The sequence below is a fragment of the Stenotrophomonas sp. S4 genome, assembly GCF_054187805.2.
Window position 1 is genome coordinate 1,122,545 of record NZ_CM196188.1, and the last position, 26,526, is coordinate 1,149,070.

29 protein-coding genes are annotated in these 26,526 nt (G+C 67.6%); 7 read left to right on the forward strand and 22 right to left on the reverse strand.

From position 1 onward, the window contains the following. Positions 1-122: 122 nt before the first annotated feature. From ACUZUJ_RS05195 to ACUZUJ_RS05210, 4 genes are all read left to right on the forward strand, one after another. Positions 123-449 (forward strand): ComEA family DNA-binding protein, encoded by a 327-nt coding sequence (locus ACUZUJ_RS05195; RefSeq protein WP_014036262.1) that lies wholly within the window; start codon positions 123-125, stop codon positions 447-449. A 351-nt stretch (positions 450-800) separates the two neighbouring features. Next, on the forward strand, positions 801-1,886 hold the full coding sequence (locus ACUZUJ_RS05200) for a L,D-transpeptidase (RefSeq protein ID WP_049442949.1): 1,086 nt from the start codon (positions 801-803) through the stop codon (positions 1,884-1,886). Between the two features lie 17 nt (positions 1,887-1,903). Further along, entirely contained in the window at positions 1,904-2,629 is a 726-nt protein-coding gene (locus ACUZUJ_RS05205; protein ID WP_049442948.1) for a murein L,D-transpeptidase catalytic domain family protein, read from the forward strand. Between the two features lie 34 nt (positions 2,630-2,663). Further along, complete coding sequence (locus tag ACUZUJ_RS05210) at positions 2,664-3,269, forward strand: HutD/Ves family protein (RefSeq protein ID WP_049442947.1); 606 nt, start codon at positions 2,664-2,666, stop codon at positions 3,267-3,269. A 156-nt stretch (positions 3,270-3,425) separates the two neighbouring features. Here the strand turns inward: ACUZUJ_RS05210 and ACUZUJ_RS05215 are convergent, their stop codons facing one another. The 13 genes from ACUZUJ_RS05215 to ACUZUJ_RS05275 all read right to left on the reverse strand — a co-directional run bounded on the left by ACUZUJ_RS05215 (position 3,426) and on the right by ACUZUJ_RS05275 (position 16,920). After that, a complete protein-coding gene (locus tag ACUZUJ_RS05215) occupies positions 3,426-5,030 on the reverse strand; it encodes a sulfite reductase subunit alpha (RefSeq protein ID WP_101765061.1) in 1,605 nt (534 codons plus the stop codon). Next, complete coding sequence (locus ACUZUJ_RS05220; protein ID WP_458220347.1) at positions 5,027-5,998, reverse strand: FAD:protein FMN transferase; 972 nt, start codon at positions 5,996-5,998, stop codon at positions 5,027-5,029. The genes ACUZUJ_RS05215 and ACUZUJ_RS05220 overlap by 4 nt, the downstream gene beginning before the upstream one ends. Before the next feature lie 52 nt (positions 5,999-6,050). After that, positions 6,051-6,854: a DUF4198 domain-containing protein gene (locus ACUZUJ_RS05225; protein ID WP_014036267.1), complete on the reverse strand. Its 804-nt coding sequence runs from the start codon at positions 6,852-6,854 to the stop codon at positions 6,051-6,053. 122 nt (positions 6,855-6,976) lie between these two features. After that, on the reverse strand, positions 6,977-7,495 hold the full coding sequence (locus ACUZUJ_RS05230; RefSeq protein WP_004147429.1) for a DUF2271 domain-containing protein: 519 nt from the start codon (positions 7,493-7,495) through the stop codon (positions 6,977-6,979). A 40-nt stretch (positions 7,496-7,535) separates the two neighbouring features. Then, positions 7,536-8,174, reverse strand: coding sequence for a PepSY-associated TM helix domain-containing protein (locus ACUZUJ_RS05235; RefSeq protein ID WP_101765062.1), 639 nt, complete (start codon positions 8,172-8,174; stop codon positions 7,536-7,538). 210 nt (positions 8,175-8,384) lie between these two features. Further along, complete coding sequence (locus ACUZUJ_RS05240) at positions 8,385-10,805, reverse strand: TonB-dependent receptor domain-containing protein (RefSeq protein ID WP_510468069.1); 2,421 nt, start codon at positions 10,803-10,805, stop codon at positions 8,385-8,387. A 154-nt stretch (positions 10,806-10,959) separates the two neighbouring features. Further along, positions 10,960-11,361: a hypothetical protein gene (locus ACUZUJ_RS05245; protein ID WP_014036270.1), complete on the reverse strand. Its 402-nt coding sequence runs from the start codon at positions 11,359-11,361 to the stop codon at positions 10,960-10,962. A gap of 163 nt (positions 11,362-11,524) precedes the next feature. After that, the gene (locus ACUZUJ_RS05250; RefSeq protein ID WP_049442941.1) at positions 11,525-12,202 is read right to left on the reverse strand and encodes a Fe2+-dependent dioxygenase; all 678 of its coding nucleotides are present in this window, start codon (positions 12,200-12,202) and stop codon (positions 11,525-11,527) included. Between the two features lie 10 nt (positions 12,203-12,212). Beyond that, positions 12,213-12,932, reverse strand: coding sequence for a tetratricopeptide repeat protein (locus ACUZUJ_RS05255; protein ID WP_049442940.1), 720 nt, complete (start codon positions 12,930-12,932; stop codon positions 12,213-12,215). Positions 12,933-13,000: 68 nt separating this feature from the next. Further along, the gene (locus tag ACUZUJ_RS05260) at positions 13,001-15,289 is read right to left on the reverse strand and encodes a TonB-dependent receptor (RefSeq protein ID WP_458220349.1); all 2,289 of its coding nucleotides are present in this window, start codon (positions 15,287-15,289) and stop codon (positions 13,001-13,003) included. Between the two features lie 151 nt (positions 15,290-15,440). After that, positions 15,441-15,845 carry a hypothetical protein gene (locus tag ACUZUJ_RS05265; protein WP_119007185.1) on the reverse strand — a complete coding sequence of 135 codons (405 nt, stop codon included), beginning with the start codon at positions 15,843-15,845 and terminating at the stop codon, positions 15,441-15,443. Positions 15,846-16,051: 206 nt separating this feature from the next. After that, positions 16,052-16,384 carry a non-heme iron oxygenase ferredoxin subunit gene (locus tag ACUZUJ_RS05270; RefSeq protein WP_014036275.1) on the reverse strand — a complete coding sequence of 111 codons (333 nt, stop codon included), beginning with the start codon at positions 16,382-16,384 and terminating at the stop codon, positions 16,052-16,054. Next, positions 16,381-16,920, reverse strand: coding sequence for a GNAT family N-acetyltransferase (locus tag ACUZUJ_RS05275; RefSeq protein WP_510468070.1), 540 nt, complete (start codon positions 16,918-16,920; stop codon positions 16,381-16,383). Before ACUZUJ_RS05275 ends, ACUZUJ_RS05270 begins: the two co-directional genes overlap by 4 nt. Before the next feature lie 107 nt (positions 16,921-17,027). On the opposite strand from ACUZUJ_RS05275, the gene ACUZUJ_RS05280 reads away from it, so the two are divergent. Continuing rightward, positions 17,028-17,480: a hypothetical protein gene (locus ACUZUJ_RS05280; RefSeq protein WP_049447236.1), complete on the forward strand. Its 453-nt coding sequence runs from the start codon at positions 17,028-17,030 to the stop codon at positions 17,478-17,480. Positions 17,481-17,534: 54 nt separating this feature from the next. Here ACUZUJ_RS05280 and ACUZUJ_RS05285 read toward each other — a convergent pair whose 3' ends face one another. From ACUZUJ_RS05285 to ACUZUJ_RS05305, 5 genes are all read right to left on the reverse strand, one after another. Next, positions 17,535-18,791, reverse strand: a complete 1,257-nt coding sequence (locus ACUZUJ_RS05285) for a cysteine desulfurase (protein WP_049447235.1) — start codon at positions 18,789-18,791, stop codon at positions 17,535-17,537. Then, positions 18,788-20,050, reverse strand: coding sequence for a Fe-S cluster assembly protein SufD (gene sufD, locus ACUZUJ_RS05290; protein WP_458220350.1), 1,263 nt, complete (start codon positions 20,048-20,050; stop codon positions 18,788-18,790). The genes ACUZUJ_RS05285 and sufD overlap by 4 nt, the downstream gene beginning before the upstream one ends. Then, entirely contained in the window at positions 20,050-20,814 is a 765-nt protein-coding gene (gene sufC / locus ACUZUJ_RS05295) for a Fe-S cluster assembly ATPase SufC (protein WP_032957818.1), read from the reverse strand. Before sufC ends, sufD begins: the two co-directional genes overlap by 1 nt. A gap of 74 nt (positions 20,815-20,888) precedes the next feature. Continuing rightward, positions 20,889-22,364, reverse strand: a complete 1,476-nt coding sequence (gene sufB, locus ACUZUJ_RS05300) for a Fe-S cluster assembly protein SufB (RefSeq protein ID WP_049447231.1) — start codon at positions 22,362-22,364, stop codon at positions 20,889-20,891. A gap of 17 nt (positions 22,365-22,381) precedes the next feature. Then, positions 22,382-22,837: an SUF system Fe-S cluster assembly regulator gene (locus ACUZUJ_RS05305; RefSeq protein WP_005408436.1), complete on the reverse strand. Its 456-nt coding sequence runs from the start codon at positions 22,835-22,837 to the stop codon at positions 22,382-22,384. 209 nt (positions 22,838-23,046) lie between these two features. Here ACUZUJ_RS05305 and ACUZUJ_RS05310 point away from each other — a divergent pair, with 209 nt between their 5' ends. Further along, the gene (locus ACUZUJ_RS05310) at positions 23,047-23,514 is read left to right on the forward strand and encodes an SET domain-containing protein (protein WP_049447248.1); all 468 of its coding nucleotides are present in this window, start codon (positions 23,047-23,049) and stop codon (positions 23,512-23,514) included. 130 nt (positions 23,515-23,644) lie between these two features. After that, the gene (locus tag ACUZUJ_RS05315; protein WP_014036281.1) at positions 23,645-24,187 is read left to right on the forward strand and encodes a type 1 glutamine amidotransferase domain-containing protein; all 543 of its coding nucleotides are present in this window, start codon (positions 23,645-23,647) and stop codon (positions 24,185-24,187) included. Between the two features lie 38 nt (positions 24,188-24,225). Here ACUZUJ_RS05315 and ACUZUJ_RS05320 read toward each other — a convergent pair whose 3' ends face one another. From ACUZUJ_RS05320 to ACUZUJ_RS05335, 4 genes are all read right to left on the reverse strand, one after another. After that, complete coding sequence (locus tag ACUZUJ_RS05320; protein ID WP_014036282.1) at positions 24,226-24,822, reverse strand: YceB family lipoprotein; 597 nt, start codon at positions 24,820-24,822, stop codon at positions 24,226-24,228. A gap of 82 nt (positions 24,823-24,904) precedes the next feature. After that, positions 24,905-25,444: a hypothetical protein gene (locus tag ACUZUJ_RS05325; RefSeq protein ID WP_049447226.1), complete on the reverse strand. Its 540-nt coding sequence runs from the start codon at positions 25,442-25,444 to the stop codon at positions 24,905-24,907. Positions 25,445-25,500: 56 nt separating this feature from the next. After that, complete coding sequence (locus ACUZUJ_RS05330; protein ID WP_049447224.1) at positions 25,501-25,809, reverse strand: DUF3861 family protein; 309 nt, start codon at positions 25,807-25,809, stop codon at positions 25,501-25,503. A gap of 254 nt (positions 25,810-26,063) precedes the next feature. Further along, positions 26,064-26,462 carry an HU family DNA-binding protein gene (locus ACUZUJ_RS05335; protein WP_010483539.1) on the reverse strand — a complete coding sequence of 133 codons (399 nt, stop codon included), beginning with the start codon at positions 26,460-26,462 and terminating at the stop codon, positions 26,064-26,066. Between the last annotated feature and the right edge of the window lie 64 nt (positions 26,463-26,526).

Sequence of the window (26,526 nt, forward strand, 5' to 3'; positions counted from 1 at the left end):
GGTATTTGGCTGGCTTACGGAAATCCGGGAAACCGATAGGCTGTGCACATGTGGTGACGGACACTGTTCCTACCGACGGGATTGCCGGTCGGGACGGCCAGAATCACAGGGAGATACACGTCGTGCCTTGGTTTGTCGTGTTGAGGGCACTGGTGCTGGTAGTGGGGATCGCTGGGGCGCATGCCGCCGAACCGATCGACATCAACCGCGCCGATGCCCAGGCGCTGCAGCAGGGATTGACGATGGTCGGAGCCGCCAAGGCCGAGGCGATCGTCGAGCACCGGCGCAGACACGGCCCGTTTCATCGCGTCGAGGACCTGACGCAGGTGAAGGGGATAGGGAAAGCGATCGTCGAACGGAATCGACAGCGGATCACCGTAGGCAACAGGTTGTTGCCGGCGGATCCGGTACCCGGATCGGTACCGGTGCGGACCGTACCCAGGCGCTGACAGCAGGAATCGTCGGAACCGGCAGGAGGCTGGTTCACCGGACACGGACAGGAAGGCCGTGACCACCGACCGCCGCAGGACGCGGCACCAATCACCAGGATGGTGGCATCACAGACCTGTGGAAGGGGCTGAGATACAAACAGGACAGACGCGGCCGCGTGCAGGATGCAACGCTACCCCCACAGCGCAGGATGCGAGGGGGCGGCAGCAGGCCGACAAGGACGTAACGATTGCCCGGTACGACACATGGCTGTGTCGCCGGGCAGTTTCATTTCCGGCGCCTGGTTTTGCCGCGGCCACTACGGGCCGATGGTGTACGGTGGCCGCTCTGCATGGAAAGGACACCGCTGGATGCTTCCGCATCGCCCCACGACCCTGATGCTCGCCCTGGCGCTGGCCCTGCCGCTGCTGGCCCACGCCGCTGCACCGGCTGCGGCTGCCAAGCCGACGGCCGCTGCTGGCAACACCGCGGAGGTACGCGGGCCGACCGACCTGAAGCCGGGCGAGTACCTGTGGCATCCGGAAATCTCGCCGACCGGACCGATCGTGCTGGTGGTCAGCCTCGATGAACAGCGCGCCTACGTCTACCGCAACGGCATTGCCATCGGCCTGACCACGATCAGCTCGGGCAAGGCCGGGCACGAGACACCGACCGGTGTGTTCACCATCCTGCAGAAGGACAAGGACCACAAGTCCAATCTCTACAACAGCGCGCCGATGCCCTACATGCAGCGGCTGACCTGGGACGGCATCGCCCTGCATGGCGGCAGCCTGCCCGGGCACCCGGCCTCGCATGGCTGCGTGCGCCTGCCGCAGGCGTTCGCGCAGAAGCTGTTCAGCGAAACCCAGCGCGGCGATACGGTGGTGGTGGCCGATGCCAAGAGCTCGCCGATGACCCTGGCCTATCCGTCGGTGCTGGCACCGGTCAACGCACGTGGCCAGGCCCTGCCGGAGACCGAGGGCGGGGCGCCGGCGCAGGCCTGGTGGGACGACAGCGCAGCCCCGGCCGGGCAGGTCGGCATCCTGGTCAGCCTGCATGACCAGCGCCTGTATGTGCTGCGCGATGGCGTGATGATCGGCGAGTCTCCGCTGAAGGCCGACGCCCTGCCGGCATTCCAGGGCACCACGCTGTTCGTGATGGGGCAGGGCTACAGCGATACGCCCAGCCCGTTGGACGTGAACCAGCGCCTGCACCAGTGGACGGCCTATCCGCTGCTGGGCCAGGACCGTGCCCAGGCCACCCCGGACCTGCTGGCCACGCCCTCGTTGCCGATGGCACTGCCGGCCGATTTCGCCCGCCAGCTGTACCAGGTGCTGGTGCCGGGCACGACCCTGCTGGTCACCTCGCTGCCGGCGGTCCGCCCAAGCCCGGCTGAATCCGGAATGCAGCCTGTCTTGGAATCCGAGCCGCCAGGGTCCACCCTCAAGGGCAACTGAGTCCCCTCGTTGTGCCCATGACTGCATCCCGCCTGTGCCGGCTGGCCGCGTTCGGCCTGCTGGCGACCTCCGCCAGCGCCCCGGCGCTGGCACAGACGCCCGCCCTCGCCACCAGTGCCGATGATCTGGCTGCCTTGTTGTCGCGCAGTGCGCCCAAGGCCGATCGCCACGTGTTGCAGCTGGCGGCGCATGCCATGCGCTGTGCGCTGCAGCGGCCGGAGCTGGGCATCAATGGTGATCGCCTGAGCGTGATCGACTATTCGCGGCCGTCCACCGAGCCGCGCCTGTGGGTGTTCGACCTGGCCCACCAGCGTCTGCTGTTCGAGGAATGGGTGGCGCATGGCCGCAACAGCGGCGAGAACCGCACCGAGCACTTCTCCAACCGCGATGGCAGTTTCATGTCCAGCCTCGGCGCGTTCACTGCGCAGGAGACCTACATGGGCGGCAACGGCTATTCGCTGCGCCTGGCCGGCCTGGAGCCGGGCTTCAACGACCGCGCGCGCGAACGCGCGATCGTCATCCACGGTGCGCCGTACGTGAACCCGGCTACCGCGCAGCTGCAGGGGCGGCTGGGCCGCAGCCTGGGTTGCCCGGCGGTGCGGCTGTCGGTGGCCAAGCCGCTGATCGATGCGTTGCGTGGCGGCACGATGGTGTTTGCCTACTACCCCGATCAGGATTGGCTGAAGCACTCGCAGTTGCTGGGCGGCGAGTGCGGTAGCCAGGGCACGCTCGCCACGCGGTGATGCACGACGGCGCGCGGCGTGATGCAATGCGCCGATGAACATCAACTCCCTGCTGCACACTCCGAGCCAGGTGATCTCCCGCCTGGACTATCGCCGCGAACGCTGGCGGAATGGACTTGGCTGGACCCGCGAGATCCTGCGCCTGCCTGCACAGGGTGATGACTGGGCGCTGCGCCTGTCGGTGGCCGAGATCGAGCAGGACGCTGCGTTTTCCGCCTTCCCCGGCGTGGAGCGCGAACTGGTGCTGCTGCAGGGCAATGGCGTGCGCCTGCGTTTCGAGGATGGCCGAGTGGCCGAGGTGCTGCCGCCGCACGGTCGGGTGCGCTTTGCCGGTGAGGAAGCGCTGCACGGCGAACTGGTCGATGGCACCACCCACGACTTCAACCTGATGTGGAAGCGCGACCTGCTGCAAGCCGAACTGCTGCACCGGCCGCTGGTGGGCACGATGTTCTTCTTCTGCGAACCGGGCGTTGCGTGGGCGCTGCACCTGCTGGCCGGACAGGCGGAGTTCGGTGCCGACAGCGGCCTGCCGGCGCTGCAGGCGGGAGACACCGCGTGGTTGGCGGCGGGCGAGAGGCAGCGTCATGCGTTGCAGGGCGGTGGCGAATTGCTGGCGATACGGGTAACGAGCGCCGGGTAGCGCCGGGCCACGCCCGGCGTCATGGGGCGCCATCCACGCATGGCGTGGATCTACTGCTGTGCGGTTGCCATCATGCCTGGACACGCCGTCATGGTGCGGCTGTGGTTGGGGTCAGAGCCCTTTCCTGCGGAAAGGGATCCGACCCCGATGGTTCGTTCAATACACATCGCGCCGGTAACGTCCGGCCAGCAGCAGCGCTTCCTTGCCTGCGGTACCCAGCACCTGCTCGATCACTGCATCCACGGCCGGGGCCATGCCCTGCAGGCTGCCGCAGACCAGGATCGCCGCGCCTTCATCGACCCACTGCCGCAGCGTTGCCGCTTCGGCCAGCAGCCTGTCCTGCACATAGCGATGCGTACCGCCGTCGCGGCTGAACACTGCATCCAGCCGCGTCAGCGCGCCGTTGGCCAGCATCGCCTGCAATTCTTCGCCGAAATGGAAGTCGTGCGCGGCGGTGCGCTCGCCGAACAGCAGCCAGGTACGACGCGCGCCACGCTGGGCACGTTCGTGCAGGTGCGCGCGCAGGCCGGCGATGCCGGTGCCGTTGCCGATCAGCAGCAGCGGTACATCGGCGGGCGCGCCATGGAAATTGTCGTTGCGGCGAAGTCGCAGCTGCACCGGTTCGCCGAGTGCGGCGTGGTCGCACAGCCAACCGCTGCCGATGCCGGGTGTGCCATCGGTGCGCAGCTGGCGACGCAGCAGCAATTCCACCGCGCCGTCGGCCATCACCGATGCGATGGAATACTCGCGATGGGGCAGCGGTTGCAGGGTTGCCAACAACGCGGGCAGATCACCCGGAGGGACCAGCGAGGGCAGATGCGAGCGCTCGATACGGGCCAGCAGCGCCTGCCCGTCATCCAGCACGGTGTCTGCATCGAAGCCCTGTGCATCGAGCCAGGCGCGCGCGCTGTGGCGTGGGTGCTGCGGGCCGATCTCGGCGATGTCGCCGGCCTGCCATTGCACATCGACGCCAGGCGGTGGCTGCAGGCGCAACCAGTACACCGGGCCGCCGGGGCTGCCCGGATTCAGATGCTCGCGTTGCAGCAGCGTCCACGGCTGATACTCGGCCGGGCTCCAGTCGGGCAGTTCAGTGGCGCCGCCGCCAAGTTGTCCCAGCAACTGCTGCCAATGTCGCAGCGCCGCCGGATCGGCATTGTCGACCTCGATCGCATCGAACAGCGGATGTGCACCGTGCTGGCGCAACCACTGGTCCAGCTGGTGGCCGAATCCGCAGAAGTGGCCATAGCTGCGGTCGCCCAGCGCGAGCACGCCGTACTGCAGATGCTGCAGCGGAGGCGGCGTGGCCATCACCCCGCGCAGGAACGGCAGGGCGTGGTCGGGCGGATCGCCTTCGCCGGTGGTGCTGGCAATGAACAGCGCGCGCTGGCTGTCGGCCAGCAACGCGGCATCGACCTCATGCAGTCCGCGCACACGCACCGGCACGCCGGCACCGCGCAGGGCCTCGGCACTGCGTTCGGCCAGTTCGCGGGCAAAGCCGGTCTGGCTGGACCAGACCAGCAGGATCGGGGGCGTGTCACCGGTTGTGGCATCGTCGCGCGGACGACTGCGCCACCACAGTGCTGCGCAGGCCAGCGCGTACAGCGCGGTGGTGATGATGGCGATCTGCGATTGCCGTGCCGGCGGTGCGCCCTGCCACCAGGCTTCGCCGAGGTGAAGTCGCAGCAGCGCCCAGGCGATCAGCGCCAGTACGATCAGTACAAGTGCGTTGCCGAGCAGTGCGCGCGATGGCCGAGTGCTCATGCGTCCTGCCCGTCGAGCAGGCGCTGGAAGGCGCTGCTGAGGAATTCGCGGGGGCCATCCGCTGCGCGTTGCAGGTAGCGTGCGGCCAGTCCTTCGCGTTCGGCCAGCGCCATGCCCTGTTCGCGACCCAGCACGGTCAGTGCGGTGGCCCAGGCATCGGCGTGCATGGCGTCGTCGGCTACCACGGTTACTGCCGCGGCGACCTGCCGCACCGGTCTGCCTTTACGCGGGTCGAGGCTGTGACTGTAGGCCTCGCCATCGGCCTGGTACTGGTGCCAGCGATCGCCGGAAGTGGCCACCGCCTTGCCGTCCAGCGCCAGCACCCGTGGCGGGGCATCGGTGTGCGCATCCTCTTCCGGTGCGGATTCCACCAGCACGCGCCACGGCTGGCCGTCCGGTTTGCGGCCGTAGCCGGCCAGCTCGCCGCCAACTTCGATCAGCGCCGCGGCGATGCCCTGCGCGCGCAGCCAAGCGGCGACATGATCGACGCCGAAGCCCTTGGCGATCGCAGAGAGATCCAGTTCCAACCCGCCCGGTTGCAGCAGCGCATCGTCCTGCCACTGCAGGCGCTGCCAACCGCATCGGTCGCGGGTGGCCTGCAGGGTGTTGGCATCGGGCAGGTGGCGATCGCCTGCGTGTGCACCGAACCCCCATAGCGCCACAAGCGGGCCGACGGTGGGATCGAAGGCGCCGTCACTGGCGGCAGCGATGGACTGTGCGCAGGCCAGGACGTGGCGCGTTTCGGCGGGCAGCACGCACCATTGGCCGGCGTCGGCGCGGTTGTAGCGGCTCAGATCCGAACCGCGCTCCCAGGTGCTCATCTGCGCGACCACCTCATCCAGCCGCGCCTGGATGCCAGCGTGCAGCGGGTGTAGGTCGCGCTGGCGCGACGCGACCAGCGACACACTCCAGGTGGTGCCCATGGTGGTGCCACCGAGGCGGGCGATGTCGAGCAGGGAATCGGTCATGGTGATGCGTTGCGGCGGCGATGCCGGGGATTGCCCGGCATCGCGGTCCACATTACTGCGGCAGCACTTCCAGCGTGGCGACGTAGCTCAGGCGGCGCTTGGCGGCCTGCTTCACCGACGTCTTGTTGTCCTCGGTGCCGGTTTCCAGCCAGTACATGCCGGCTTCCGGCCAGGTCACCTTGATCTCGCCCTTGGCGTCGCTGGTCAGCTTCAGCTCGTCCTGCGCGTTGCGGTAGCGGGTGGCGCCACGCACGATCTCGAACTCCAGGCCGGCGGTCGGCTTGCCATCGACCAGCACGCGGAAGGTGGCTTCCTCGCCGGCGAACAGGTCATTCGGGTGGCCGACGGCGACCAGTTCGATGCCACGGTTGGTCGGCTTCAGCGCGGTATCGTTCGGCGCGCCGTTGGTGACGAAGGTCTCCACGCGGCCGACCGACTGGCTCACTTCCAGCTTCTTCGCGTCCTTCGGCAGTTCACCGAAGGTAGCCACGCTGCCGCGCCAGCGCTTGCGCTCGCCGTTCTGCTCGTAGGTGGCGAACAGCCCGTCATTGACCGAGGCAATGCGGTAGGTGCCGGGCTGCTTCAGCTCAACGTCGAACACGCTGCGGTACTTGCCGGTGGCGGCGTTCTGCGGCTGTACGGTGCTGCCATCCGGGGCGGTGATCACCACCGACTCCAGGCGCAGCGGCACGTGGTTGAAGTAGAACAGGTCGTTGGAGACCGCACCGTCGACGGTGATCCACGGCGCGTTGCCGGCGATCACGGTCTGCGAGGGCAGCAGCCAGGCCTTGTGGGCCAGGGCGGAGAAGGGAAGGGCAGCGGCCAGGGCGGCGGCGAGGACGAGCGTGCGCTTCATGCGGAAGACTCCAGTTGGAAGGGGTCGGATCCCTTTCCAACGGAAAGGGCTCTGACCCCGAAGGATAGGGCGATGGGGTCAGAGCCCTTCCTGCGGAAGGGATCCGACCCCGGCTCAGGCAGTTACGGTTTGACGGCGAGGGTGACCTGGCCGAGTTCGGTGGCGCCCTGCGCCTTGCCGTTCTGCGCGGCGGTGGCCGGCCAGGTGAAGGGGATCTTCAGCAGTTCACGGCCACCGACTTCGCGCACCGCTTCGACCACCAGGGTGTAGTTGCCCGGGGCCAGCTGCTTCAGTGCCGGCTGCTTGTCGTTGAACGACAGCGCGTGCTTGCCGGCCGGGCGGGTCGGGCCGGTCACGCCGTCCACCGGTACCTGCAGGGTGCGGCCGCTCTTGCGCCACCACTGGCGCAGGTCGGGCAGCCACTTGGTGCCGTGGCCTTCGCTGTTGCTGGTCTGCTGATACCAGACCGACAGGTTGGCCGCGACCTTCTGGTCGGCGCCTTCCAGCCACACTGCCACGTACGGGCGGTGGTACTCGGCCACGTTGAGCTTGGGCACTTCGACGTTGATGTCGAGGGTGGTGGCATAGGCCGGCGAGGTGGCCAGCAGGCCGCTGAGGGCGATGGTCAGGGTGACGCGCATGGGGCGGCTCCGGGGAAACGGATGGAATTCATGGGGGACGTCAGTGGATCAGCAGCAGGGCGATCAGCAGCGGAATCATCAGGCCGAGGCCGACCAGCGGCCAGGTCATGCGCCGCTGCCGCGCATGCAGGTGCAGCAGGAACAGGCCGGTGATGCAGAACACCAGGCAGGCCACGGCGAACAGGTCCAGGAACCAGCCCCACGCCGGGCCGGCATTGCGGCCCTTGTGCAGGTCATTGAGGTAGGACACGACGCCGCGCGAGGTCGATTCGTATTCCACCGCGCCGGTCTCGCGATCGATGCTCAGCCAGGCGTCGCCGCCGGGGCGCGGCAGCGACAGGTAGATCTCTTCGGCCGACCACTCGGCCGGGCGTCCACCGATGGCGATGCCCAGCTGCGTGTCCAGCCATTGCCGGGCCGGGCGCGGGATCGGTGCGTTGCCGTCTTCGCGCGTGCCGAGCTGGCCGAGAAGTTCGGCCGGCAGTTCCAGCTGCTGGTTCTGCACCTGGGGTTTGGCTTCGATCTTCGCCGCATGGTTGAGGGTCAGACCGGTCACCGCGAACAGCAGCATGCCGATCAGGCACACCGCCGAGCTGATCCAGTGCCACTGGTGCAGCGTCCGCAGCCAGAAGCCACGGTTCTGTTGCTGCTGCACGGTGGAGGAGGCAGGACGGCTCACGGCACGGTTCGGGGCGGACGGGGACTGCCCATTACATCATTGATGAGAATAGCTCGCAATTGCGTATCGTTCTGTATCCCTGGAGGGGAGTGCCGGCGGCGGTCAGCTGCCGGCACCATCACTGATCAGTAGATCCACGCCATGCGTGGATGAAGCGGTGCCGACCAAGGTCGGCACCCACCGGGGCAGGGCAATGCCGGTGCGCAGAGGTCAGAACTTCGCGTTGAGCGAAATCCAGTAGCTGCGGCGCTGGTCCTTGGTCGCATAGTCGTCCACGCAGTTGAACTCGCTCTGGCTGATCAGCAGGCACGACTGCGAGACGAAGTCCTTGTCGAACAGGTTGTTGACCCGCGCGTTCACCGTCAGCCATGGCGTGGCCTTCCAGCTGCCGCCGAGATGGAAGATGGTGTAGTCCTCGTAATAGCGGGTGTGGCTGGCGCCGTTGGCGTCCAGCAGCGTGTCGCGGTAGCGGTTGTAGCGGCCTTCGCCGATCAGCGACAGGCTGACCGCTTCGTTGACCTGCCAGTTGAGGCTGGCGTTGGCCATGTGCCTGGCCGGCATCGTGCCGCTGATCGGCAGGCCCTTCTGCGCGCCGCTGGTCTGCTCGCTCTTGGTCCAGGTGTAGTTGCCGCGCAGCTGCAGGCTGTCGAGCAGGTCGACATGCGCGGCCAGTTCGGCGCCACGGGTCTCGGCCTTGTCGATGTTCACGCTCTGGGTGAAGGTGCTGTAGCCCAGTGCCGCCCAGCCCGGGCCGATGTCCACGCAGTAGCCGCTGCCGGCGCGGGCCACTTCGCAGTTCGGGAAGGTGCCGCCGCTGGCGATCTTGTCCTCGAACTTGTTGAAGAAACCGGTGACGTTGAAGCCCCAGCGCTGACCCTCGTAGTAGGCGGCCAGCTCGTAGTTGGTGCTGGTTTCCGGCTTCAGGTTGGGCGAGCCCACCAGCGGCAGCACGCCCTGGCCACCGAAGCCGGTGATGCCCGGGAACAGCTGGTCCGGACGCGGGGTCTTGTAGCCGGTGCTGACGCCACCCTTGAAGGTCCATGCGTCGCTGGCGTTCCACACCAGGTAGCCGCGCGGGCTGACATGGCTGCCGAACACGTTGTGGTCGTCGTAGCGCAGGCCGAAGGTGGCGGTGAGGGTGTCGGTCAGCGCCCAGTTGTCCTCGGCGAACAGCGCCCACATGCGGTGCTTCTGCTTGACGTTGCTGCGGTAGCCGGCGCCGTCCATGCCGAACACACCGTCGACCATGTCAGTGTCGTTGTACTGGCCACCCACGGTCAGCTTGTGCGCGCCGAAGTCCAGGTCGAGCATGGTGTCGAGCACGTAGCCTTCCAGCTCCATGGTGCGCAGCGGACGCGGCAGGAATGCCTGCAGGCGCGCCATCTCGCTCGGGTTGAGGGCTGCAAGCGCATTGCCACGGCCGGCCGCGCAGTTGTTGGCGGCACCGGTGCGGCGGCAGACGTCATTCCACAGCGTCTGCAGGTTGGCGCGCTCGTCCAGGGTCAGCGGCAGCGAGCGGCCGAGGTTGCTGCTCTTGCTGTGGGTCAGCGAGGTCTGCCAGGTGCCGAAGCTGTAGCGGCCCTGATGGGTCAGCGACAACTGGTCGCGCTCGTAGCGCTGGTAGGCGGTGTAACCCACGCGCGGCTGCACCACGCGGCGGGTGAGCGTGCCGTTGCCGTTCGGGTTGGGAATGACGGCGTTGCCGACGCGCCACAGGCTGGCCAGGCTGTCGAGGGTGCCGGTCTGGCCTTCGCTGTTGTCGAACTTCTGCCGCGACACGTCGTAGTCCAGCCACAGTTCGTGGTCGTCATTGATGCGGAAGTCCAGCCGCACGCCGCTGTTCCAGTTGGTGTTGGCGACCGACTTGCCGCCGCCACCGAAGCCGATGCTGCGCTCCCACAGGGTGCCATCCGGCAGCGGCAGCGCATCCCATTCGGGATTGGAGGCCTTGGCGTCGTAGTAGCTGCCGCGTACCGCCAGGCTGAGGCGATCCTTCAGCAACGGACCGCCGAGGTACAGGTCGGTGGTGCGTGCATCGCCGAACTGGTCGTCCTGCTGCACGGTGAAGCCCTGGGTCAGCGCGCCGTGCCAGCTGTCCTGGTTGCGGCGTGTGATGATGTTGATGACGCCGCCCATCGCGTCCGAGCCGTACAGCGTGGACATCGGCCCGCGTACCACTTCGATGCGTTCGATCGCATCCAGCGGCGGCAGGTAGGCGAACTGGCCGCCACCGAAGTTGTTCGGATAGATCTGGCCGACATTGCTCTGGCGGCGGCCGTCGATCAGCACCAGGGTGTACTCGGACGGCAGGCCGCGCATCGAGACGGTGGCGCGGCCGTTCTTGTCGGTCGCTTCCAGGCCGACATCGATGCCTTCGACGTCGCGCAGCGCGTCGACCAGGCTGGTGTACGGGCGCTTGCTCAGTTCCTCGCGGCTGACCACGCTGATGCTGGCCGGAGCGTCGATCACCTTCTGTTCGAAGCCGGAGGCGGTGACCACCACCTTGTCCAGCGTCTGTGGCGCGCCGGAAGCGTCACCGTGGGCGAAGGCAGGGGCGGTCATGGCCGCCAGCACGGCGCTGGTCAGCAGGGAGCGGGACAGGGACGAACGGACACGATGGCGCTGGGCCATGGCAGTTACCTCGAAGGATGCAGGGTGGTGCGACGCCGTGCGCGAAGGGCGCGGCAGGCACGGAAGGCCCGGAAGGCCCGGTCAGGGGCGGCAGGGATGGAGCAGGCAGCGGCGTGCGGGCGCGACCGCGCAGGCGGTCACGTCGGGCCGTGGATCAGGCGAGCGGCGGCGCCTGGCCGCGTTGCTGGCGACGCCCGGGCGCATCGGCCCAGGGCGTGTCCGGAGCGGCCAGCGGCCAGTCCGGGCGCACGCCGGGCATGGCCGGCGTGGCGGGTACGAGTTCGAGTTCAGTGCGCAGCCATTGGCTGGCCAGCAGCAGTGGCGGACGTGCCTTCTCGGCCGACTTCACCGGAGCGGACGCGCAGCGGCGCAGCTTGGCTGGCGCCTCTTCCTGCAGCGGCGCTTCGCCACCGCGCTCTTCCAGCGGCATCTGCACGGCCATTCCGGCGTGGGCCTGTGGCAGCAGCGGCAGGGTGCCCAGCAGCAAGGCCAGCATCGCCACCCACGCCAGCAGGCTGGCCAGCGCGGGACGCTGGCCGCGCATGGCGGTGCCCATCTTGCGATGGATGAGTGGGCGAGGGCGAAGCGGGCGCAGCAATCGGTGTCCCCAAGGGTCTGCCGGCAGCGGCCGGCATCAACGGGGCGTGATTGTAATGAGAGCTGTTAGCCGTTGCAAATGAGAATGATTGCCAAAATATCGCAGGCCGGCCAGGTGGGGCTCAGACTTCGCTCCAGCGCCGCAGCAGGTTGTGGTACACGCCGGTCAGCTGCAGCACCGCCTCGGCGTCGCCGCCGGTCTGCCGCAGGCGCTCGATCGAGCCATCCATTTCCCACAGCAGGCGCCGCTGCACGTCGTCGCGGATCATGCTCTGCACCCAGAAGAACGAGGCCACGCGCGCACCGCGGGTGACCGGCCGCACCTGATGCAGGCTGCTGGACGGATACACGATCAGGTCGCCGGCCGGCAGCTTCACCTCGTGCTCGCCGTAGGTATCGCTGATGACCAGCTCGCCGCCCTCGTACTCCTCGGGCGCGGACAGGAACAGGGTGCAGGAGATGTCCGAGCGCAGCTGCTCACCGTTGGCCAGGTTCATCACCGCACCATCGACGTGGAAGCCATAGGTGCCGCCCCCGCTGTAGCGGTTGAAGCGCGGCGGCAGGTACTTCAGCGGCAGCGCTGCGCTGAAGAACAGCGGGTGCCGGGCCAGCGCGACGAGGATGATCTCGCCCAGTTCGCGGCGCAGCGGCGAGGCCTCGGGCAGCTGCTGGTTGTGCTTGGCCTGTGCGCCCAGATGGCCCACGGTTTCGCGGCCATCGGTCCAGTCGGCGGCGTCGAGGCGGCGCCGGAAATCGGCCACCTGGTCGGCGCTGAGAATGTCGGGGATGTGCAGCAGCATGCGGAACTCCTCAGAGGGACGGCGGTGCGACCAGGGCGCGCACCTGCGGATGCGGCGACGCGGCCAGTTCCGGCACGATGTGCGCCATGAACGCCGGGCTGCCGTGCGCCAGTGCGAGCCGCAGCCAGTGCACGGCCTGCTCGACCTGGCCGGCCTGCAGCAGGATCGAGGCGTAGTTGGCCTGGCCGCGGAAATCACCGGCTTCGGCCGCGCGCTGGTACCAGGCGAGCGCCGCCTGCGGATCGGGTGCGGTATCCAGCCCGTCTTCGAGGTGGCGGGCCAGCAGGTTCATCGATTTGGCGTGGCCCAGGTGCGCGGCGCGGGTGTACAGGGCCAGTGCCTGCGCGCGGTCCTGCGGAACGCCACGGCCGGTGGCCAGCAGGTTGGCCAGGTTGTACAGGCCCCAGTCCAGCCCGGTGTCGGCGGCGCGCCGGTACCACACTGCCGCCAGCGTCGGGTTGGCCGCGGTGCCGTGGCCCAGCTCATGGCAGCGGCCGAGCATGTTCATCGCCATCGGCGCGCCGTTGTTGGCGGCGGTTTCGTACCAGAGCAGCGCGGCCGAGGCGTCCTGCGCGGTGCCTTTGCCTTCCATGTGCATCTGCGCGAGCAGCAGTTGTGCATCGACCTGTCCAGCCTGCGCGGCGTCGCGCACGCGTGCGAACGCGGCCTGCGGATCGTGCTGCAGCAGCTCGGCCAGGGCGTCGCTGTCGATGGGGGTGCGGGTAACCATGGGGTGAGTATCGCCGGAAACAAAAACGGCGGCAGGAGAGCCTGCCGCCGTGGTGGAGCGAAGTTACATCAGAACTTCACGTTCAGTGCCAGGGTGGCCGAGCGACCCGGGGCGATGCTCGCGTAGTGCGAGGCATAGGCCTTGGTGAAGTAGGTCTTGTCGGTCAGGTTCTGCACGTTGAGCTGCAGGCTGATGTTGTCCTGGATCGCGTAGCTGGCCATCGCGTCGAAGCGGGTGTAGCTCGGGATCCACTTGGTGTTGGCGACATCACCGTACTGCTTGTCCGAGTAGAACGCACCGGCGCCGATGGTCAGGCCGATCGGGAAGCGGTAGGTGGTCCACAGGTTGGCGCTGTGCTTGGCGGTGTTCGGGAACACGTTGCCGTTGTACGGCGACGGCACGTAGACGTTGGACGGGCAGGTGCGGCCGGACACGGCGCACACAAAGCCGTTGTCCTTCAGTTCCGAGTCCAGGTAGGTGTAGCCGCCATACAGGCTCCAGGCGTCGGTCAGCTGGCCGGTGAAGCCCAGCTCGAAGCCGTTGATTTCCTTCTTGCCGGCGTTCTGGCTGGTGCCGTTGTCGACGGTCACGCGTGCGTTGTTCATCACCGTGTGGAAGATCGCGGCGGTCAGGTTCAGGCGCTTGTCGAACAGATCCCACTTGGTGCCCAGTTCGAGGTTCTTGGTGTCCTGCGGCTTGAGGTCAGCCACGGCGGCGCTCAGGCCGTCCGAACCGTCGCCACCGTCCATGCCCGGCGGGGTCGAGGAGGTGCCCCACGACAGGTAGATGCTGCCGTTCTCCAGCGGCTTGAAGACGACGCCAGCCTGGTAGTTCAGGAAGTCGTTGTCATTGCGCACGCGGGTCGGTGCCTTGCCAGCCACCGGAGTGGTCAGGGTGGTGCTGTAGTCGTCGTAGCGCAGGCCGACGTTGAAGCTCCACTGTGCATTGAGCTCGATGGTGTCGAACAGATAGGCGGACTTGGTCTTGGTGCGCTGCTCGACGTCCAGTGCCTTGTCGCTGCGGTACTCCGAATGAGTGGCCGCCCACGGATCACGCGGGTTCGGGTTGGCGAAGTCGGTGCAGTTGTAGCCGGTGGCCGCGCCCGTGGTCGGGCACTTGCTGTTGCCGGTCAGCGGGTTGCTGGTGCCCGGGGCGATCAGGTAGCTGCCGCGGGTCATCTTCTCGTCGCTGTATTCCACGCCAGCGCTGTAGCTGTGCTTGAGCGCGCCGGTCTGGAAGGCACCGGTCAGGCCGAGCTGGTCGGCGAAGCTCTTGACGTCGACGGCGCGGCTGTTGGTACGGCGCCACAAGGTGCCGTAGTTATTCGGGTTGCCCTGGCTGTCGTCCGGCTGGGTCCACAGGTAATCATTGCTGGTGTTGCCCAGGCGCGCGATGTTCCGCAGCTTGTGGCCGCCGAAGTCGAAGCTGGCATCCAGGGTGCTGATGTCGGCACGGGTGCGCTGGAAGTCACGATCGACCAGGCCGTAGTAGTTGTTGCGGTCCGGCACCATCGGGCGGCCGTCGACCCACTTCGAGGCCGGTGCACCGTTCGGGTTGCCATACGGGAAGCCACCCGCGTCCGGCAGGTCATCGCTCTGCATGTGGTAGTGGCTGGCGATCAGCTGCGCCGGGCCGTTCAGGCCGAACGCGATCGACGGTGCGATGCCCCAGCGGCTGACATTGGTAGCGTCACGGCCAGGGATGTCCGACTCGTGCTTCATCAGGTTCAGACGGGCGGCGATGCCATCGCCCAGCACGTAGTTGGCATCCACGGTGCCGCGCGCGTAGCTGTCGGTGCCGATGCCCATGCTGGCGCTGGTCTCGTTCTTCAGCTTCGGCGTCTTGCTCACCAGGTTCAGGCTGCCACCACCGGAATCACGGCCACCGTAGGCCGAGCTCGGGCCCTTGACCACTTCCACCTGCTCCAGGTCGAAGATTTCGCGGGTCTGCGAGCCGACGTCACGCAGGCCGTCGACGAAGATGTTGCTCTGCGAATCGAAGCCACGGATGAAGGGGCGGTCGCCGGTTGGGTTGCCGCCTTCGCCGGCACCGAAGGTGATGCCCGGCACCATGCGCAGCGCATCCTGCAGGTTGGTCGCACCGGTTTCGGCGATCAGCTTCTCCGAGACGATCGACACCGACTTCGGGGTGTCCAGCAGTTCAGCGGTGAACTTCGGCGAGGACGGATTGAACCAGCTGCCGCGCACCTGCACCTTGTCCAGGTCGGTGGCCTTGTTATTGCCGGAGGCGGCGCTGTCGGCGGCCTGCGCGGCCAGCGGCGCGAAGCCGGCGGCCAGTGTGGCGGTGGCGAGCAGGGAAACGCGCGGGGCGCGCTTGCGGGACGTGATGTGGGTCATGGCTTGGGTGGTAGTGGCTGGGATCGGGAAAGGGCGAGGGCCGAAGCGCAGGCAGCGCGACGGCACATAGGGGGCTTCTTCTGTAGAGCCGAGCCGATGCTCGGCTACGCGGCGGACGACTTCAGGCGCACGGCAACGGCCGCAGGGCGCCTCAGCTGGCGTGCGGTGCGGGCGGTGCGTGGCCGGGGTTCAACCGCAGTGCGGGATCGCGCAGCTGCCAGCGCAGCGCGTCGGAGCGCCACAGCGGGATATGCGCGACCAGGGTGACGCGCGCGGGGGCCATGCCGGTGCAGGGCGAGGAGCCCTCGCCATCAAGCGGGGGCTCCGGTGCCGGTACGGCGTGCTGCGGGCATTCGTCCGCCGGCGGGACAGGCAACGGCATCGCCTGGTGAAGATCTTCGGCGTGTGCCTGCCAGCCGTGGGTGGCAGGCCCGTGGCCGCGTCCTTCGTGCAGGGCCGACCAGCCCAGCAGCAGCGTCAGCAGCACGGCCACAGCCAGCGGCCACCCCTGGCGGGCGAGCTGGCACAACGTGGCGGTGGGCGCGGGCGAAGCCATGGCGCAGGGGGCCGGATCGTTACGAAGATGTTACGTAGGATAACATCAACGATAATGATTCGCATATGCGCAATCAGGCGGGCCAACTGGAGGGCCCGGAAGGGCCCTGGGGCGCCGCTCAGGACGCTCTGGTAGATCCACCCCATGGGTCGAGATGCGCCTCGGCAGGGATGCCCTGGGGCGATTCCTGCAAGCCGTGCGCGACCTCAATCGCGGTCGTCGCGGGTCCAGACGGCGTCGTGCTCGCGCTTCACCGGGAACTTGGGCACCGGGGTATAGGCCGGTGCGCACAGGGCGCGGCCATCGCGTACGTCGAAGCGCGCGCCGTGCAGCACGCACTCCACGCTGCCTTCGGCGGTGTTGAACTCACCCGAGGACAGCTCGAACTCCTCATGTGTGCACTGGTCTTCCAGCGCGTACAGCTCGCCGTCGAGGTTGAACACCACGATCGGCGTGCCGGTCACTTCGTCGAACACGCTCTTCATTTCACCGGGCAGCAGTTCGGCGCCGGCACAGACAAAGGTCCAGGCCTCGCTCACGCGGCGGCTCCGGCCAATGGCTTTTCCAGGACCTCGAAGCGCAGGTTGTCGCGCTTGGGAATGCCGAAGCGCTCGTCGCCATACGGGAACGGCTTCTTGATGCCGGTGCGCTGGTAGCCACGACGCTCGTAGAAGGCGATCAGTTCGTCGCGCACGTCGATCACCGTCATCTGCATCACCGGCACCTTCCATTCGTGCGCGGCGTGCGCTTCGGCGGCGTCCATCATCTGCTTGCCGACGCCGCCGCCCTGCTGGGCCGGGTCGACCGAGAACATGCCGAAGTAGCCCTTGCCCTCGACATCGGCGACGTGGGCGCAGGCCACCAGCTGGCCCTCGCGCTCGGCCAGCAGGATGGTGGAGCGCGGGCGGTCGAGGTCGGCCTGGATGCCTTCGGCGTCGATGCGGGCGCCATCCAGCAGGTCGGCTTCGGTGGTCCAGCCGACGCGGCTGGCGTCGCCACGGTAGGCCGAGGTGACGAGGGCGATCAGGGCGGGGATGTCGGCCGGCGTGGCGGCGCGGAAGGTAAGGGTGGTCATGGCCCCATTCTAGGTGGGGCGGGGGCGGGCGCAAATGGGGGAGGGCCCTCGGCGGTCCTAGCAACCGCTATGCTCGCGCTTGATCAAATGCCAGGCGGAGTGCAGGGGTGGGCATATCGAAGGGAATCGCGCTGGCAGCAACTGCCCTGCTTGTGGCTCTTCTGGCTTGCCTGCCGGCGCGCGAGGAGGGTGGCGGCATCGCGCCCAACGGCCTGGGGTGCCCGGGTTTCAGTGCGTCCCGTGCGTTGCCGGTCACGCTGGAGGCGCTGCGGGCCGATCCGAGGCGCTATCACGGGAGGCTCGTGCGCGTACGTGGGGCCTACGTTGAGAGCTTTGAAATGTCCGCGCTGCACCCGGGGCCGCCGGTGCAGGATCCATGGGCGGCCGAGGGCGTGTGGGTGAATGGAGTTCCCATCATGGCGCTGCCGTCGGAGCAGGCGGTTGAACTCACCGGAATCGTAGAGGCGGGCCGGCCCGCTTTCCCTTATGGCAAGGGGCACCTTGGGCAATGGCCTGCGGCGCTCTGCGTGTCTTCGATCCAGCCCTTGCCGACGCCATGAAAAACGCCGCGGTTTCCCGCGGCGTTTCCGTTGCTTCCGGCTGCGCTGGGAGTCTTACCCCAGCAGCTTGCGTACCTTGGCCAGCGCGGTCATGAAGCGCTCGATCTCGGCGTGCGTGTTGTAGAACGCCAGCGAGGCACGGCAGGTGGCGGCGACGCCGAAGTACTGCAGCAGCGGGTGCGCGCAGTGCTGGCCCGAGCGCACGGCCACGCCTTCCAGGTCGAGCAGGGTCGCCAGGTCATGGGCATGCGCGCCATCGATCAGGAACGAGACCACGGCGGCCTTCTCCGGCGCTTCGCCGATGATGCGCAGGCCGTCGACGCGGCGCAGCTCTTCGGTGAAGTGCGCCAGCAGTTCGGCTTCGCGCGCTTCCACGTTCTCCTGGCCAAGCTGCTGCAGGTAGTCGGCAGCCACGCCCAGGCCGATGAAACCGGCGATGTTCGGGGTGCCGGCTTCGAACTTGTGCGGGGCATCGTTGAACACGGTGCCGTCGAAGCTGACTTCCTTGATCATCTCGCCGCCACCAAGGAACGGCGGCATCGCGTCCAGGTGCTCGCGACGGGCCCACAGTGCGCCGGTACCGGTTGGCCCGCACATCTTGTGGCCGGTGATGGCGTAGAAATCGCAGCCGATCGCGGCCACGTCGACCTTGCGGTGCGGTACCGCCTGCGAGCCATCGACCACGGTGATGATGCCGCGCTTGCGCGCTTCGCGGCAGATCTCGCGCACCGGATTGACCGTGCCCAGCACGTTGGAGACATGGGTGACCGCCAGCAGCTTGACCTCCGGGGTCATCGCCGCGCGCAGCGCATCCAGGTCCAGCGCACCATCGGGGGTGATCTCGGCCACGCGGATGGTGGCGCCGGTACGCTGCGCGACCAGCTGCCACGGCACGATGTTGGCGTGGTGCTCCATGCGCGTGATCAGGATCACGTCACCGGCCTTCAGTCGCGGCAGCGCCCATGAGTACGCCACCAGGTTGATGGCGAAGGTGGTACCGCTGCACAGCACCAGGTCGCCGGGGCGCACGTTGAGGAAGTGCGCCAGCTTGTTGCGCGCACCTTCGTAGGCATCGGTGGCTTCGCTGCCCAGTGCATGCACCGCGCGGCTGACGTTGGCGTTGTAGCGACGATAGAACTCGTCCACCGCGCCGATCACCTGCACCGGCTTCTGGCCGGTGTTGGCGTTGTCGAAATAGACCAGCGGCTTGCCGTGCACTTCACGCATCAGCAGCGGGAAGTCGAGGCGGACGCGATCCCAGTCGGGGGCGCCGGTGCGTTCTTCGATCGGGCGCGGCGTGGACAGGTTCATGCCACACCCGCCTCGGCCAGGGCCTTGTCCAGGCGGCGAGCCAGTTGCGCACGCAGCGCATCGGGCAGGATCTTCAGCGGTTCATGGCAGAACGCAGCGCTCAGCAGTGCCTGCGCCTGGGCCTGCGGCAGGCCGCGCGAGCGCAGGTAGAACAGCGCATTGGCATCGAGCTGGCCGACGGTCGCACCGTGCGCGGCCTTCACTTCATCGGCGTCGATCACCAGCGTCGGCTGGGTGTCGATCTCGGCATCGGCCGACAGCAGCAGGTTCTTGTTGGACAGGTTCGCGTCGGTGCCGTCGGCGCCTTCGCGGATCTGGATGCCACCATGGAACACCACGCGGCTGCGGTTGGCCGCAACGCCGCGCCACAGCAGTTCGCAACTCGTATCGCGTGCGATGTGGTCGATGCCCAGGCGGGTTTCGACGTGGCGGCGGCCATTGCCGAGCAGCACGCCGTTGGCGGTCAGCTGGGCGTTGTCGCCTTCCAGGCGCACGTTCAGTTCATGGCGGCTGAGCGCGGCGCCCAGTTCCAGGTCGACGCGGTGGTACTGCGCGTCGCGGGCCAGCACCGCGTCGGTGCGCAGGAAGCTGGTCTGGCGCGCGCTGCCGGCCTGCACGCGGGCGTGCTTGAGCATGGCATCACGGGCGACGTGGGCATGCAGCACGGTGTTGTCCAGGTGGGCGGAGTCACCCACGCTGAAGCGGTGCTCGACCACGCCGAGGCTGGCGCCGGCACGCAGTTCGATCAGGTGGCGGTGGTGCCAGGCCAGGTCGGTCTCGCCGGCGACGCTGGCGAACACCAGCTGCAGCGGTGCTTCGACCTGCACGCCTTCGTCCACGCGCAGCACCACGCCTTCGTCGGCCAGTGCGGCGTTGAGGCGGGCGAAGACCTCTTCACTGCGCTCGTAGCGGCGGCCGAGGAAACGCACGGCGTCTTCACCGGCGGCCAGTGCGGCCGACAACGGCTGCAGCTGCACGCCGGCCGGCAGCGCCTGCACGTCGCTCAGCGCGGCATCCAGGCGGCCGTTGACGAACACCAGGCGCGGGGCCGGGATGTCTTCCAGCAGCGCGGCGTCCAGCGCCGGGCCCTGCAACGGTGCCGCGGCGAACGAACGGCGTTCCAGCTGGCGCAGCGAGGTGTACTTCCAGGCTTCGTTGCGGGCGGCCGGCAGGCCGTCGCGCAGGGCCGCATCCAGCACTTCGCGGCGCGCATCGCTGCCGCAGAAGGCCTGGGCCATCGAATCAAGCAGGGCGCTCATCAGACCGCCGCCTCGGGCACGACCCGGTCCTTCAGGAAATCGTAGCCGTGTGCTTCCAGCTCCAGCGCCAGTTCCGGGCCGCCGCTCTTGACGATGCGGCCATCGGCCAGCACGTGCACCACGTCCGGCTTGATGTAGTCCAGCAGGCGCTGGTAGTGGGTGATGACCAGGAACGAGCGGTCGGCGCCGCGCAGTGCGTTGACGCCGTCGGCCACGCTCTTCAGTGCGTCGATGTCCAGGCCCGAGTCGGTCTCGTCCAGGATCGCCAGCTTCGGTTCCAGCACGGCCAGCTGGAAGATCTCGTTGCGCTTCTTCTCGCCACCGGAGAAGCCTTCGTTGACGCCACGGTGCAGCAGTTCGTCCTTCAGGTGCAGCACGGCCAGCTTCTGGCGCACCAGCTTGAGGAACTGCATGGAATCGAGTTCCTCCTCACCGCGTGCCTTGCGCTGGGCGTTCAGCGCGGCGCGCAGGAAGTAGGTGTTGTTCACGCCCGGGATCTCCACCGGGTACTGGAACGCCAGGAACAGGCCGGCGGCGGCACGCGCTTCCGGGTCCTGCTCCAGCAGGTCGACGCCGTCGAACTGCACGCTGCCTTCGGTCACTTCGTAGCCGTCGCGGCCGGCCAGGACATTGCCCAGGGTGGACTTGCCGGCGCCGTTCGGGCCCATGATGGCGTGCACCTGGCCGGGCTTCACATCCAGCGACAGGCCCTTGAGGATTTCCTTGTCGCCGATGCGGGCGTGGAGGTTTTCGATCTTCAGCATGGTGGGGGTTTCCGTGGGGCGGGCCGGGGCCCGCCGGTAAAGAGAATGCGTTTGCGAGGGGCAGGGGCGGGCGGTCAGCCCACCGAACCTTCCAGCGAGACTTCCAGCAGCTTCTTGGCTTCCACCGCGAACTCCATCGGCAGTTCGCGGAACACCTGCTTGCAGAAGCCGTCGACGATCAGCGACACCGCGTCTTCCTGGCTGATGCCACGGGCGCGGCAGTAGAACAGCTGGTCATCGGAGATCTTGGAGGTGGTTGCCTCGTGCTCGACGGTGGCGCCCGGGTTCTTCACCTCGATGTAGGGGAAGGTGTGCGCGCCGCACTGCTTGCCGATCAGCAGCGAATCGCACTGGGTGTAGTTGCGCGCGCCGTCGGCGTTGCGGTCGACCTTGACTAGGCCGCGGTAGGTGTTCTGGCCGCGGCCGGCGCTGATGCCCTTGCTGACGATCTTGCTCTTGGTGCGCTTGCCGACGTGGATCATCTTGGTGCCGGTGTCGGCCTGCTGGCGGTGATGGGTCAGCGCGACGGAGTGGAATTCACCCACCGAGTCGTCGCCCAGCAGCACGCAGGAGGGGTACTTCCAGGTGATCGCCGAGCCGGTCTCGACCTGGGTCCAGGTGACCTTGCTGCGCGCGCCACGGCATTCGGCACGCTTGGTGACGAAGTTGTAGATGCCGCCGACGCCGTTCTCGTCGCCCGGATACCAGTTCTGCACCGTGGAGTACTTGATCTCCGCATCTTCCAGCGCGACCAGCTCGACCACCGCGGCGTGCAGCTGGTTCTCATCGCGCATCGGCGCGGTGCAGCCTTCCAGGTAGGAGACGTAGGCCTTGTCCTCGCACACGATCAGGGTGCGCTCGAACTGGCCGGTGTGGCCGGCGTTGATGCGGAAATAGGTGCTCAGTTCCATCGGGCAGCGCACGCCCTTGGGAATGAACACGAAGCTGCCATCGGAGAACACCGCCGAGTTGAGCGCGGCGAAGTAGTTGTCGCCGACCGGCACCACGGTGCCCAGGTACTGGCGGACCAGCTCCGGGTGTTCCTTGATGGCCTCGGACATCGAGCAGAAGATCACGCCCTTCTCGGCCAGTTCCTTGCGGAAGGTGGTGCCCACGGACACCGAGTCGAACACCGCATCCACCGCCACGCCGGCCAGCTTGGCGCGCTCGTGCAGCGGCACGCCCAGCTTGTCGTAGGTGTCGAGCAGTTCCTTCGGCACGTCATCCAGCGAGGCGTACTTCGGGCCCTTCGGCGCGGAGTAGTAGCTGAGCGCCTGCAGGTCGATCGGGGCGATCTCCAGCTTGGCCCAGTCGGGCATCGGCATGGTCAGGAAGTGGCGGTAGGCATCCAGGCGCCACTGCGTCATCCACTCCGGCTCTTCCTTCTTGGCCGACAGGGCACGGATGGTGTCCTCGTCCAGGCCCGGCGGCAGGGAGTCCGATTCGATCTCGGTGATGAAGCCGGCCGAATACTTGCGGCCGAGCTGCTCGTGGATCTCGCGGTTGGGGGTGTCGTCGTGGGCGACGTTTTCGATGGTTTCGGTGGCCATGGGGGGCTGCCTACGGATCAGGAGACGACGTCGACAGCGATGGTGCGGCGCTGTTCGTCATCGGCAAGGGGGAGAGGGGGCAGGATCTGGGCGAGGGTGACATCGCGCAGGGCCTCGGAGACCACGTCGTTGATCAGCCGCCAGCTGCTGCGCGCGCCGCACTTGGGCGCCATGCCGCACTGATGGTGGTCGTGGCTGCATTCGGTCAGGGCCAGTGGCCCTTCCATCGCTTCGACCACTTCGAACAGCGAGATCTCGATGGCCGGGCGGGTCAGCCGGTAGCCGCCACGGACGCCGCGCAGGCCTTCGACCAGGCCGGCCTGGGCCAGCGGCTTGAGCACCTTGCTGACGGTGGGCGGCTCCAGACCGGTGAATTCGGCCAGCTCTGTCGCGCTCAGCACTTCGCCCGGACGGGCGGCGAGCACGGTCAGCACGACGGTGGCGTAATCGGTGAGTTTGGTGACGCGCAACATGGGGATGCGAGTGGTTCTTAAAGCGGACTGAAATTGTACGCTTTTATTCGCCGCCATCCAACCCGGGCATTCAGCCGGCGCTGGGGCCGGGCCGGGACGACACACCGGGGCCGTTGCCAGGGCGCAATGCTGCGCCAACGGGATGATTTTCGCAATCACCCGGAATGGGCGAGAATCCCCGTTCCATCCGCTGCAAACAGCCCGTGCCGATGCCGAAGAAGATCCAAGCCCGCAAGTCCGCCATCCATGGCAACGGCGTGTTCGCCGTGGCCCCGATCGAGCAGGGCGAGCGCGTGATCCAGTACAAGGGCCTGCTGCGCAGCCACGGCGATGTCGATGCCGATGACAGCGGCGACGTCGAAAGCGGCCATACCTTCCTGTTCACCCTCAACGATGACTGGGTGATCGATGCCAACTACAAGGGCAACGACGCGCGCTGGATCAACCACAGCTGCGACCCGAACTGCGAGGCGGTGATCGAGGAAGACGAGGACGGCGACAGCCGGGGCGACAAGGTGTTCATCGAGGCACTGCGCGATATCAAGGCCGGCGAGGAGCTGACCTACAACTACGGCATCACCCTGGCCGAGCGCCACACGGCCAAGCTGAAGAAGATCTGGGAGTGCCGTTGCGGCTCGCCCAAGTGCACCGGCACGATGCTGCAGCCCAAGCGCTGACCCGCAGCGGGTAGTGCCGGCCGCTGGCCGGCACTACGTGGAGGCTCTCCACCTGCCGTGCACGACAGGGTCACCGCCGCGCAAGGGGGGGGCTTCCATTCTGTGGGCTCCCCCAAACCGGAGTGCATCCATGGCAGAGCGATTGAAGGGCAAGCAGATTGCCATCCTTGCCACCCACGGCTTCGAACAGTCCGAGCTGACCGAGCCCAAGCGTTTGCTGGAAGCGGAGGGGGCGCGCGTCAGCGTGGTCTCGCCCGCAAAGGAAGCGACGATCAAGGGTTGGAAGGAGAAGAACTGGGGCGACGCCGTCGCGGTGGATATTCCGTTGGATGAGGCGGATCCTGCACGCTTCGATGCCGTGGTTCTACCCGGAGGGGTCATCAATCCGGACACGCTGCGCACCGATGATGCCGTACTGGCCTTCATCCGTTCAGTGGATGAAGCCGGCAAGCCTGTGGCGGCGATCTGTCATGGCCCGTGGCTGCTGATCAACAGCGGCCTGGCTGAGGGACGCGAGGTCACGTCCTGGCCGTCCCTGCAGCAGGATCTGTCCAACGCAGGTGGCAAATGGCGCGACACCGAGGTCGTGGTCGATGGCAACCTGATTACCAGCCGCAAGCCGGACGACATCCCAGCCTTCAGTGAGGCGGTGGTCAAAGCACTGGCCGCGTGATGTTCTGCCGATAGTGCCGGCCAGCGGCCGGCACTACCTTATTTGCCCAGCACGCCTGCCGGCACCAGGTTGCCCAGGTTCTGGTTGAAGGTGACCACCAGCTTGCCGTTCTTCACCTGTGCCGACTGCACCTGCAGGGCGCCGAGCACCCCGGCCACGGCCGGGTCCAGCTTGTAGATCGGTTCGCGCTGGGCGTAGTCGCTCAGCCATGCGTTGAGCAGGCCACGGGTGCGTGAGTCGAGGCGGCCGCCCTGGTTGGCCGGGGTGAAGTCATCCACGCTCGGCTGCTGCAGGTGGAAGCCCTGGGTCTGCGCGTCGTAGCGGAGGCCGCTGCTGAGCTTCACCGTGCCCAGTCTGGCCGGGTTGCCGCCGGCGGTGGCCAGCGCGACGTCCATGCCCAGGTTCAAGCGTTCGCCGGCCGGAAGGCTCAGCTGCGGATGGCTCATGGTCAGGGCGATCAGGCCGCCAAGGGCGTCCTGGGTGCGCGGGAAGCTGCCATCGAGGTACTGCTGCACGTCGCTGGCCCCCACCGACAGTTCGCGGCCGGAGATGGAGGGAGCCGCCTGTGCACCGATCGCAGCGGCGATCAGCACGGTGGAGGCCGCGAGGCGGGTCATCAGGGAACGCAGGCGCATGGCGGTGACCGGTGGGAAGCAAATGGATGGATCAAAGAGTAGCCGCGCAGGCTGAATCGCGCGTGCATGCCGCTGCAACGGTTCAGTCCAGCGTTGGACGCAGTTGTGCCGACTGGATCTGCCAGGCGCTGCCATTGCTGCTGGGCTGCACGCGGTACCAGCCGCCGAAGCGGAACGTGCCGTTGGCGGTGACTGCGCGGATCTGCACCGGCACCTCAAGCAGCTGCGGTGGCTGCCGCTCGTCGCGGGCGATCGGGGTATCGCTGTGCAGGCGCAGGGTGCGCAGGTCCTGCAGCTGCCGCAGCGCGGCGTCGTCGGCATGCCGTGGGTCGCCGGGCGGGATCGCCCAGGCGGCGTCGCTGGCGGCGCGGTCGTGGTTGAGCAGTGCCGCCACGTAGCGGTTGAGCATCGTCGAGGGTGGCTCGGCATCGTCGGCGACGGCGGACAGCAGCGGCACGTCGCTCGCCTGCAGTGCTGCGGGATCGGGGCCGGTGCCGGTGTCCGCTGCTGCGGTGGCGGCGACGGGAGCGGACGCTGCCGCGATACCCTCAGTCGTCTGTGCCGCCGGACGCGAACAGCCCAGCAGCACCAGTGGTGCGATCAGGAACAGGATCCTGCGCATGCCTGCCTCCTCCCCGAGGCAATCTGGAGGGCGGCAGTGTAGCGGTTGCGCCGGTGTCAGCGGGAGGAGGGCAGCTGCTCCAGCGCGTCCAGTGCAGGCAGCACCTGGACGGCGATGGCGGCCAGTGCGTGGCCGTCGGTCTCGGCGTGGCGCTGCACGATGTCGCGCAGCAGCTGGGCGGCGATCACCAGGGTCGCCCGCTCGTCGCCACTGATGCCGGCGGTACGCGGGGCCGCCTCCAGCAGGCGCATCAGGTCGCGGCTGGCGCGGTGTTCCAGTTCGATGGTGCAGCGCCCGGTGCACTGCAGCCCGTCCTTTTCAATCGGGGTCACCGAGATCCGGTAGCGGGTGGAGGGGCTGGCCATGAGGGTGTGCTCGCCGTAGCTGTGGAGGATGTGCCCACCATAGGCAAGGCCACGGCCTGCGGCGACGGCCGGCGCTGCACGCAGTGTTCCACCCGGTACGTTCCGCGCCCTTTGCGGAGCGCCGGCAGCCAATGGCGGCGGGCCTGTACGGGGATATCCGGAGCTGCGGCAACGCTGTGTTGCGGGGGTGTGGTCCGTACAAAAAAACGGGACGGCCAGAGCCGTCCCGTCGGAATCCGCGTTGGGGCGCGCGCTTACAGCGCGGCGTCCTTCAGCTTCTTCAGCGGACGCACCTTCAGCTTGGTGGTGGCCGGCTTGGCAGCGAACCACTGCTCTTCCTTGGTGAACGGGTTGATGCCCTTGCGCTTCGGCTTGGCCGGCACATTGACGGTGGTGATCTTCAGCAGGCCCGGCAGGGTGAACGAGCCAGCGCCCTTCTTGTGCACCGAGGAGGCGACGGCGCTTTCCAGCGAGGCCAGCACAGCGCGGACGTCCTTGGCGATGACGCCGGAGGCTTCAGCGATGTGTGCAACCAGGCCGGACTTGGTCAGCACTTCCTTGATCGGCTTCGGAGCGGCCGGCTTGGCGGCTGCCTTCGTCGCGACTTTCTTCACTGCCTTCTTCGGGGCAGCCTTCTTAGCGGTCTTTGCCATGGTTTCCTGTTCCGTGAACGGTTGGTTGTTTGGTCGGCGCCGAACCCCGTCGGCAAGCGCAATG

Excerpts from the sequence above, each read along its gene's own strand:
- ACUZUJ_RS05230 (WP_004147429.1), bottom strand. The coding sequence starts at position 7,495 with ATGCGCGTCACCCTGACCATCGCCCTCAGCGGCCTGCTGGCCACCTCG.
- ACUZUJ_RS05310 (WP_049447248.1), top strand. The coding sequence starts at position 23,047 with ATGCCGAAGAAGATCCAAGCCCGCAAGTCCGCCATCCATGGCAACGGC.
- ACUZUJ_RS05305 (WP_005408436.1), bottom strand. The coding sequence starts at position 22,837 with ATGTTGCGCGTCACCAAACTCACCGATTACGCCACCGTCGTGCTGACC.
- ACUZUJ_RS05245 (WP_014036270.1), bottom strand. The coding sequence starts at position 11,361 with ATGGGCACCGCCATGCGCGGCCAGCGTCCCGCGCTGGCCAGCCTGCTG.
- ACUZUJ_RS05265 (WP_119007185.1), bottom strand. The coding sequence starts at position 15,845 with ATGGCTTCGCCCGCGCCCACCGCCACGTTGTGCCAGCTCGCCCGCCAG.
- sufB (WP_049447231.1), bottom strand. The coding sequence starts at position 22,364 with ATGGCCACCGAAACCATCGAAAACGTCGCCCACGACGACACCCCCAAC.
- ACUZUJ_RS05335 (WP_010483539.1), bottom strand. The coding sequence starts at position 26,462 with ATGGCAAAGACCGCTAAGAAGGCTGCCCCGAAGAAGGCAGTGAAGAAA.
- ACUZUJ_RS05320 (WP_014036282.1), bottom strand. The coding sequence starts at position 24,822 with ATGCGCCTGCGTTCCCTGATGACCCGCCTCGCGGCCTCCACCGTGCTG.
- ACUZUJ_RS05255 (WP_049442940.1), bottom strand. The coding sequence starts at position 12,932 with ATGGTTACCCGCACCCCCATCGACAGCGACGCCCTGGCCGAGCTGCTG.
- ACUZUJ_RS05225 (WP_014036267.1), bottom strand. The coding sequence starts at position 6,854 with ATGAAGCGCACGCTCGTCCTCGCCGCCGCCCTGGCCGCTGCCCTTCCC.
- ACUZUJ_RS05330 (WP_049447224.1), bottom strand. The coding sequence starts at position 25,809 with ATGGCCAGCCCCTCCACCCGCTACCGGATCTCGGTGACCCCGATTGAA.
- ACUZUJ_RS05220 (WP_458220347.1), bottom strand. The coding sequence starts at position 5,998 with ATGACCGATTCCCTGCTCGACATCGCCCGCCTCGGTGGCACCACCATG.
- ACUZUJ_RS05275 (WP_510468070.1), bottom strand. The coding sequence starts at position 16,920 with ATGACCACCCTTACCTTCCGCGCCGCCACGCCGGCCGACATCCCCGCC.
- sufC (WP_032957818.1), bottom strand. The coding sequence starts at position 20,814 with ATGCTGAAGATCGAAAACCTCCACGCCCGCATCGGCGACAAGGAAATC.
- ACUZUJ_RS05325 (WP_049447226.1), bottom strand. The coding sequence starts at position 25,444 with ATGCGCAGGATCCTGTTCCTGATCGCACCACTGGTGCTGCTGGGCTGT.
- ACUZUJ_RS05210 (WP_049442947.1), top strand. The coding sequence starts at position 2,664 with ATGAACATCAACTCCCTGCTGCACACTCCGAGCCAGGTGATCTCCCGC.
- ACUZUJ_RS05285 (WP_049447235.1), bottom strand. The coding sequence starts at position 18,791 with ATGAACCTGTCCACGCCGCGCCCGATCGAAGAACGCACCGGCGCCCCC.
- ACUZUJ_RS05260 (WP_458220349.1), bottom strand. The coding sequence starts at position 15,289 with ATGACCCACATCACGTCCCGCAAGCGCGCCCCGCGCGTTTCCCTGCTC.
- ACUZUJ_RS05240 (WP_510468069.1), bottom strand. The coding sequence starts at position 10,805 with ATGGCCCAGCGCCATCGTGTCCGTTCGTCCCTGTCCCGCTCCCTGCTG.
- ACUZUJ_RS05315 (WP_014036281.1), top strand. The coding sequence starts at position 23,645 with ATGGCAGAGCGATTGAAGGGCAAGCAGATTGCCATCCTTGCCACCCAC.
- ACUZUJ_RS05200 (WP_049442949.1), top strand. The coding sequence starts at position 801 with ATGCTTCCGCATCGCCCCACGACCCTGATGCTCGCCCTGGCGCTGGCC.
- ACUZUJ_RS05205 (WP_049442948.1), top strand. The coding sequence starts at position 1,904 with ATGACTGCATCCCGCCTGTGCCGGCTGGCCGCGTTCGGCCTGCTGGCG.
- ACUZUJ_RS05250 (WP_049442941.1), bottom strand. The coding sequence starts at position 12,202 with ATGCTGCTGCACATCCCCGACATTCTCAGCGCCGACCAGGTGGCCGAT.
- ACUZUJ_RS05215 (WP_101765061.1), bottom strand. The coding sequence starts at position 5,030 with ATGAGCACTCGGCCATCGCGCGCACTGCTCGGCAACGCACTTGTACTG.
- sufD (WP_458220350.1), bottom strand. The coding sequence starts at position 20,050 with ATGAGCGCCCTGCTTGATTCGATGGCCCAGGCCTTCTGCGGCAGCGAT.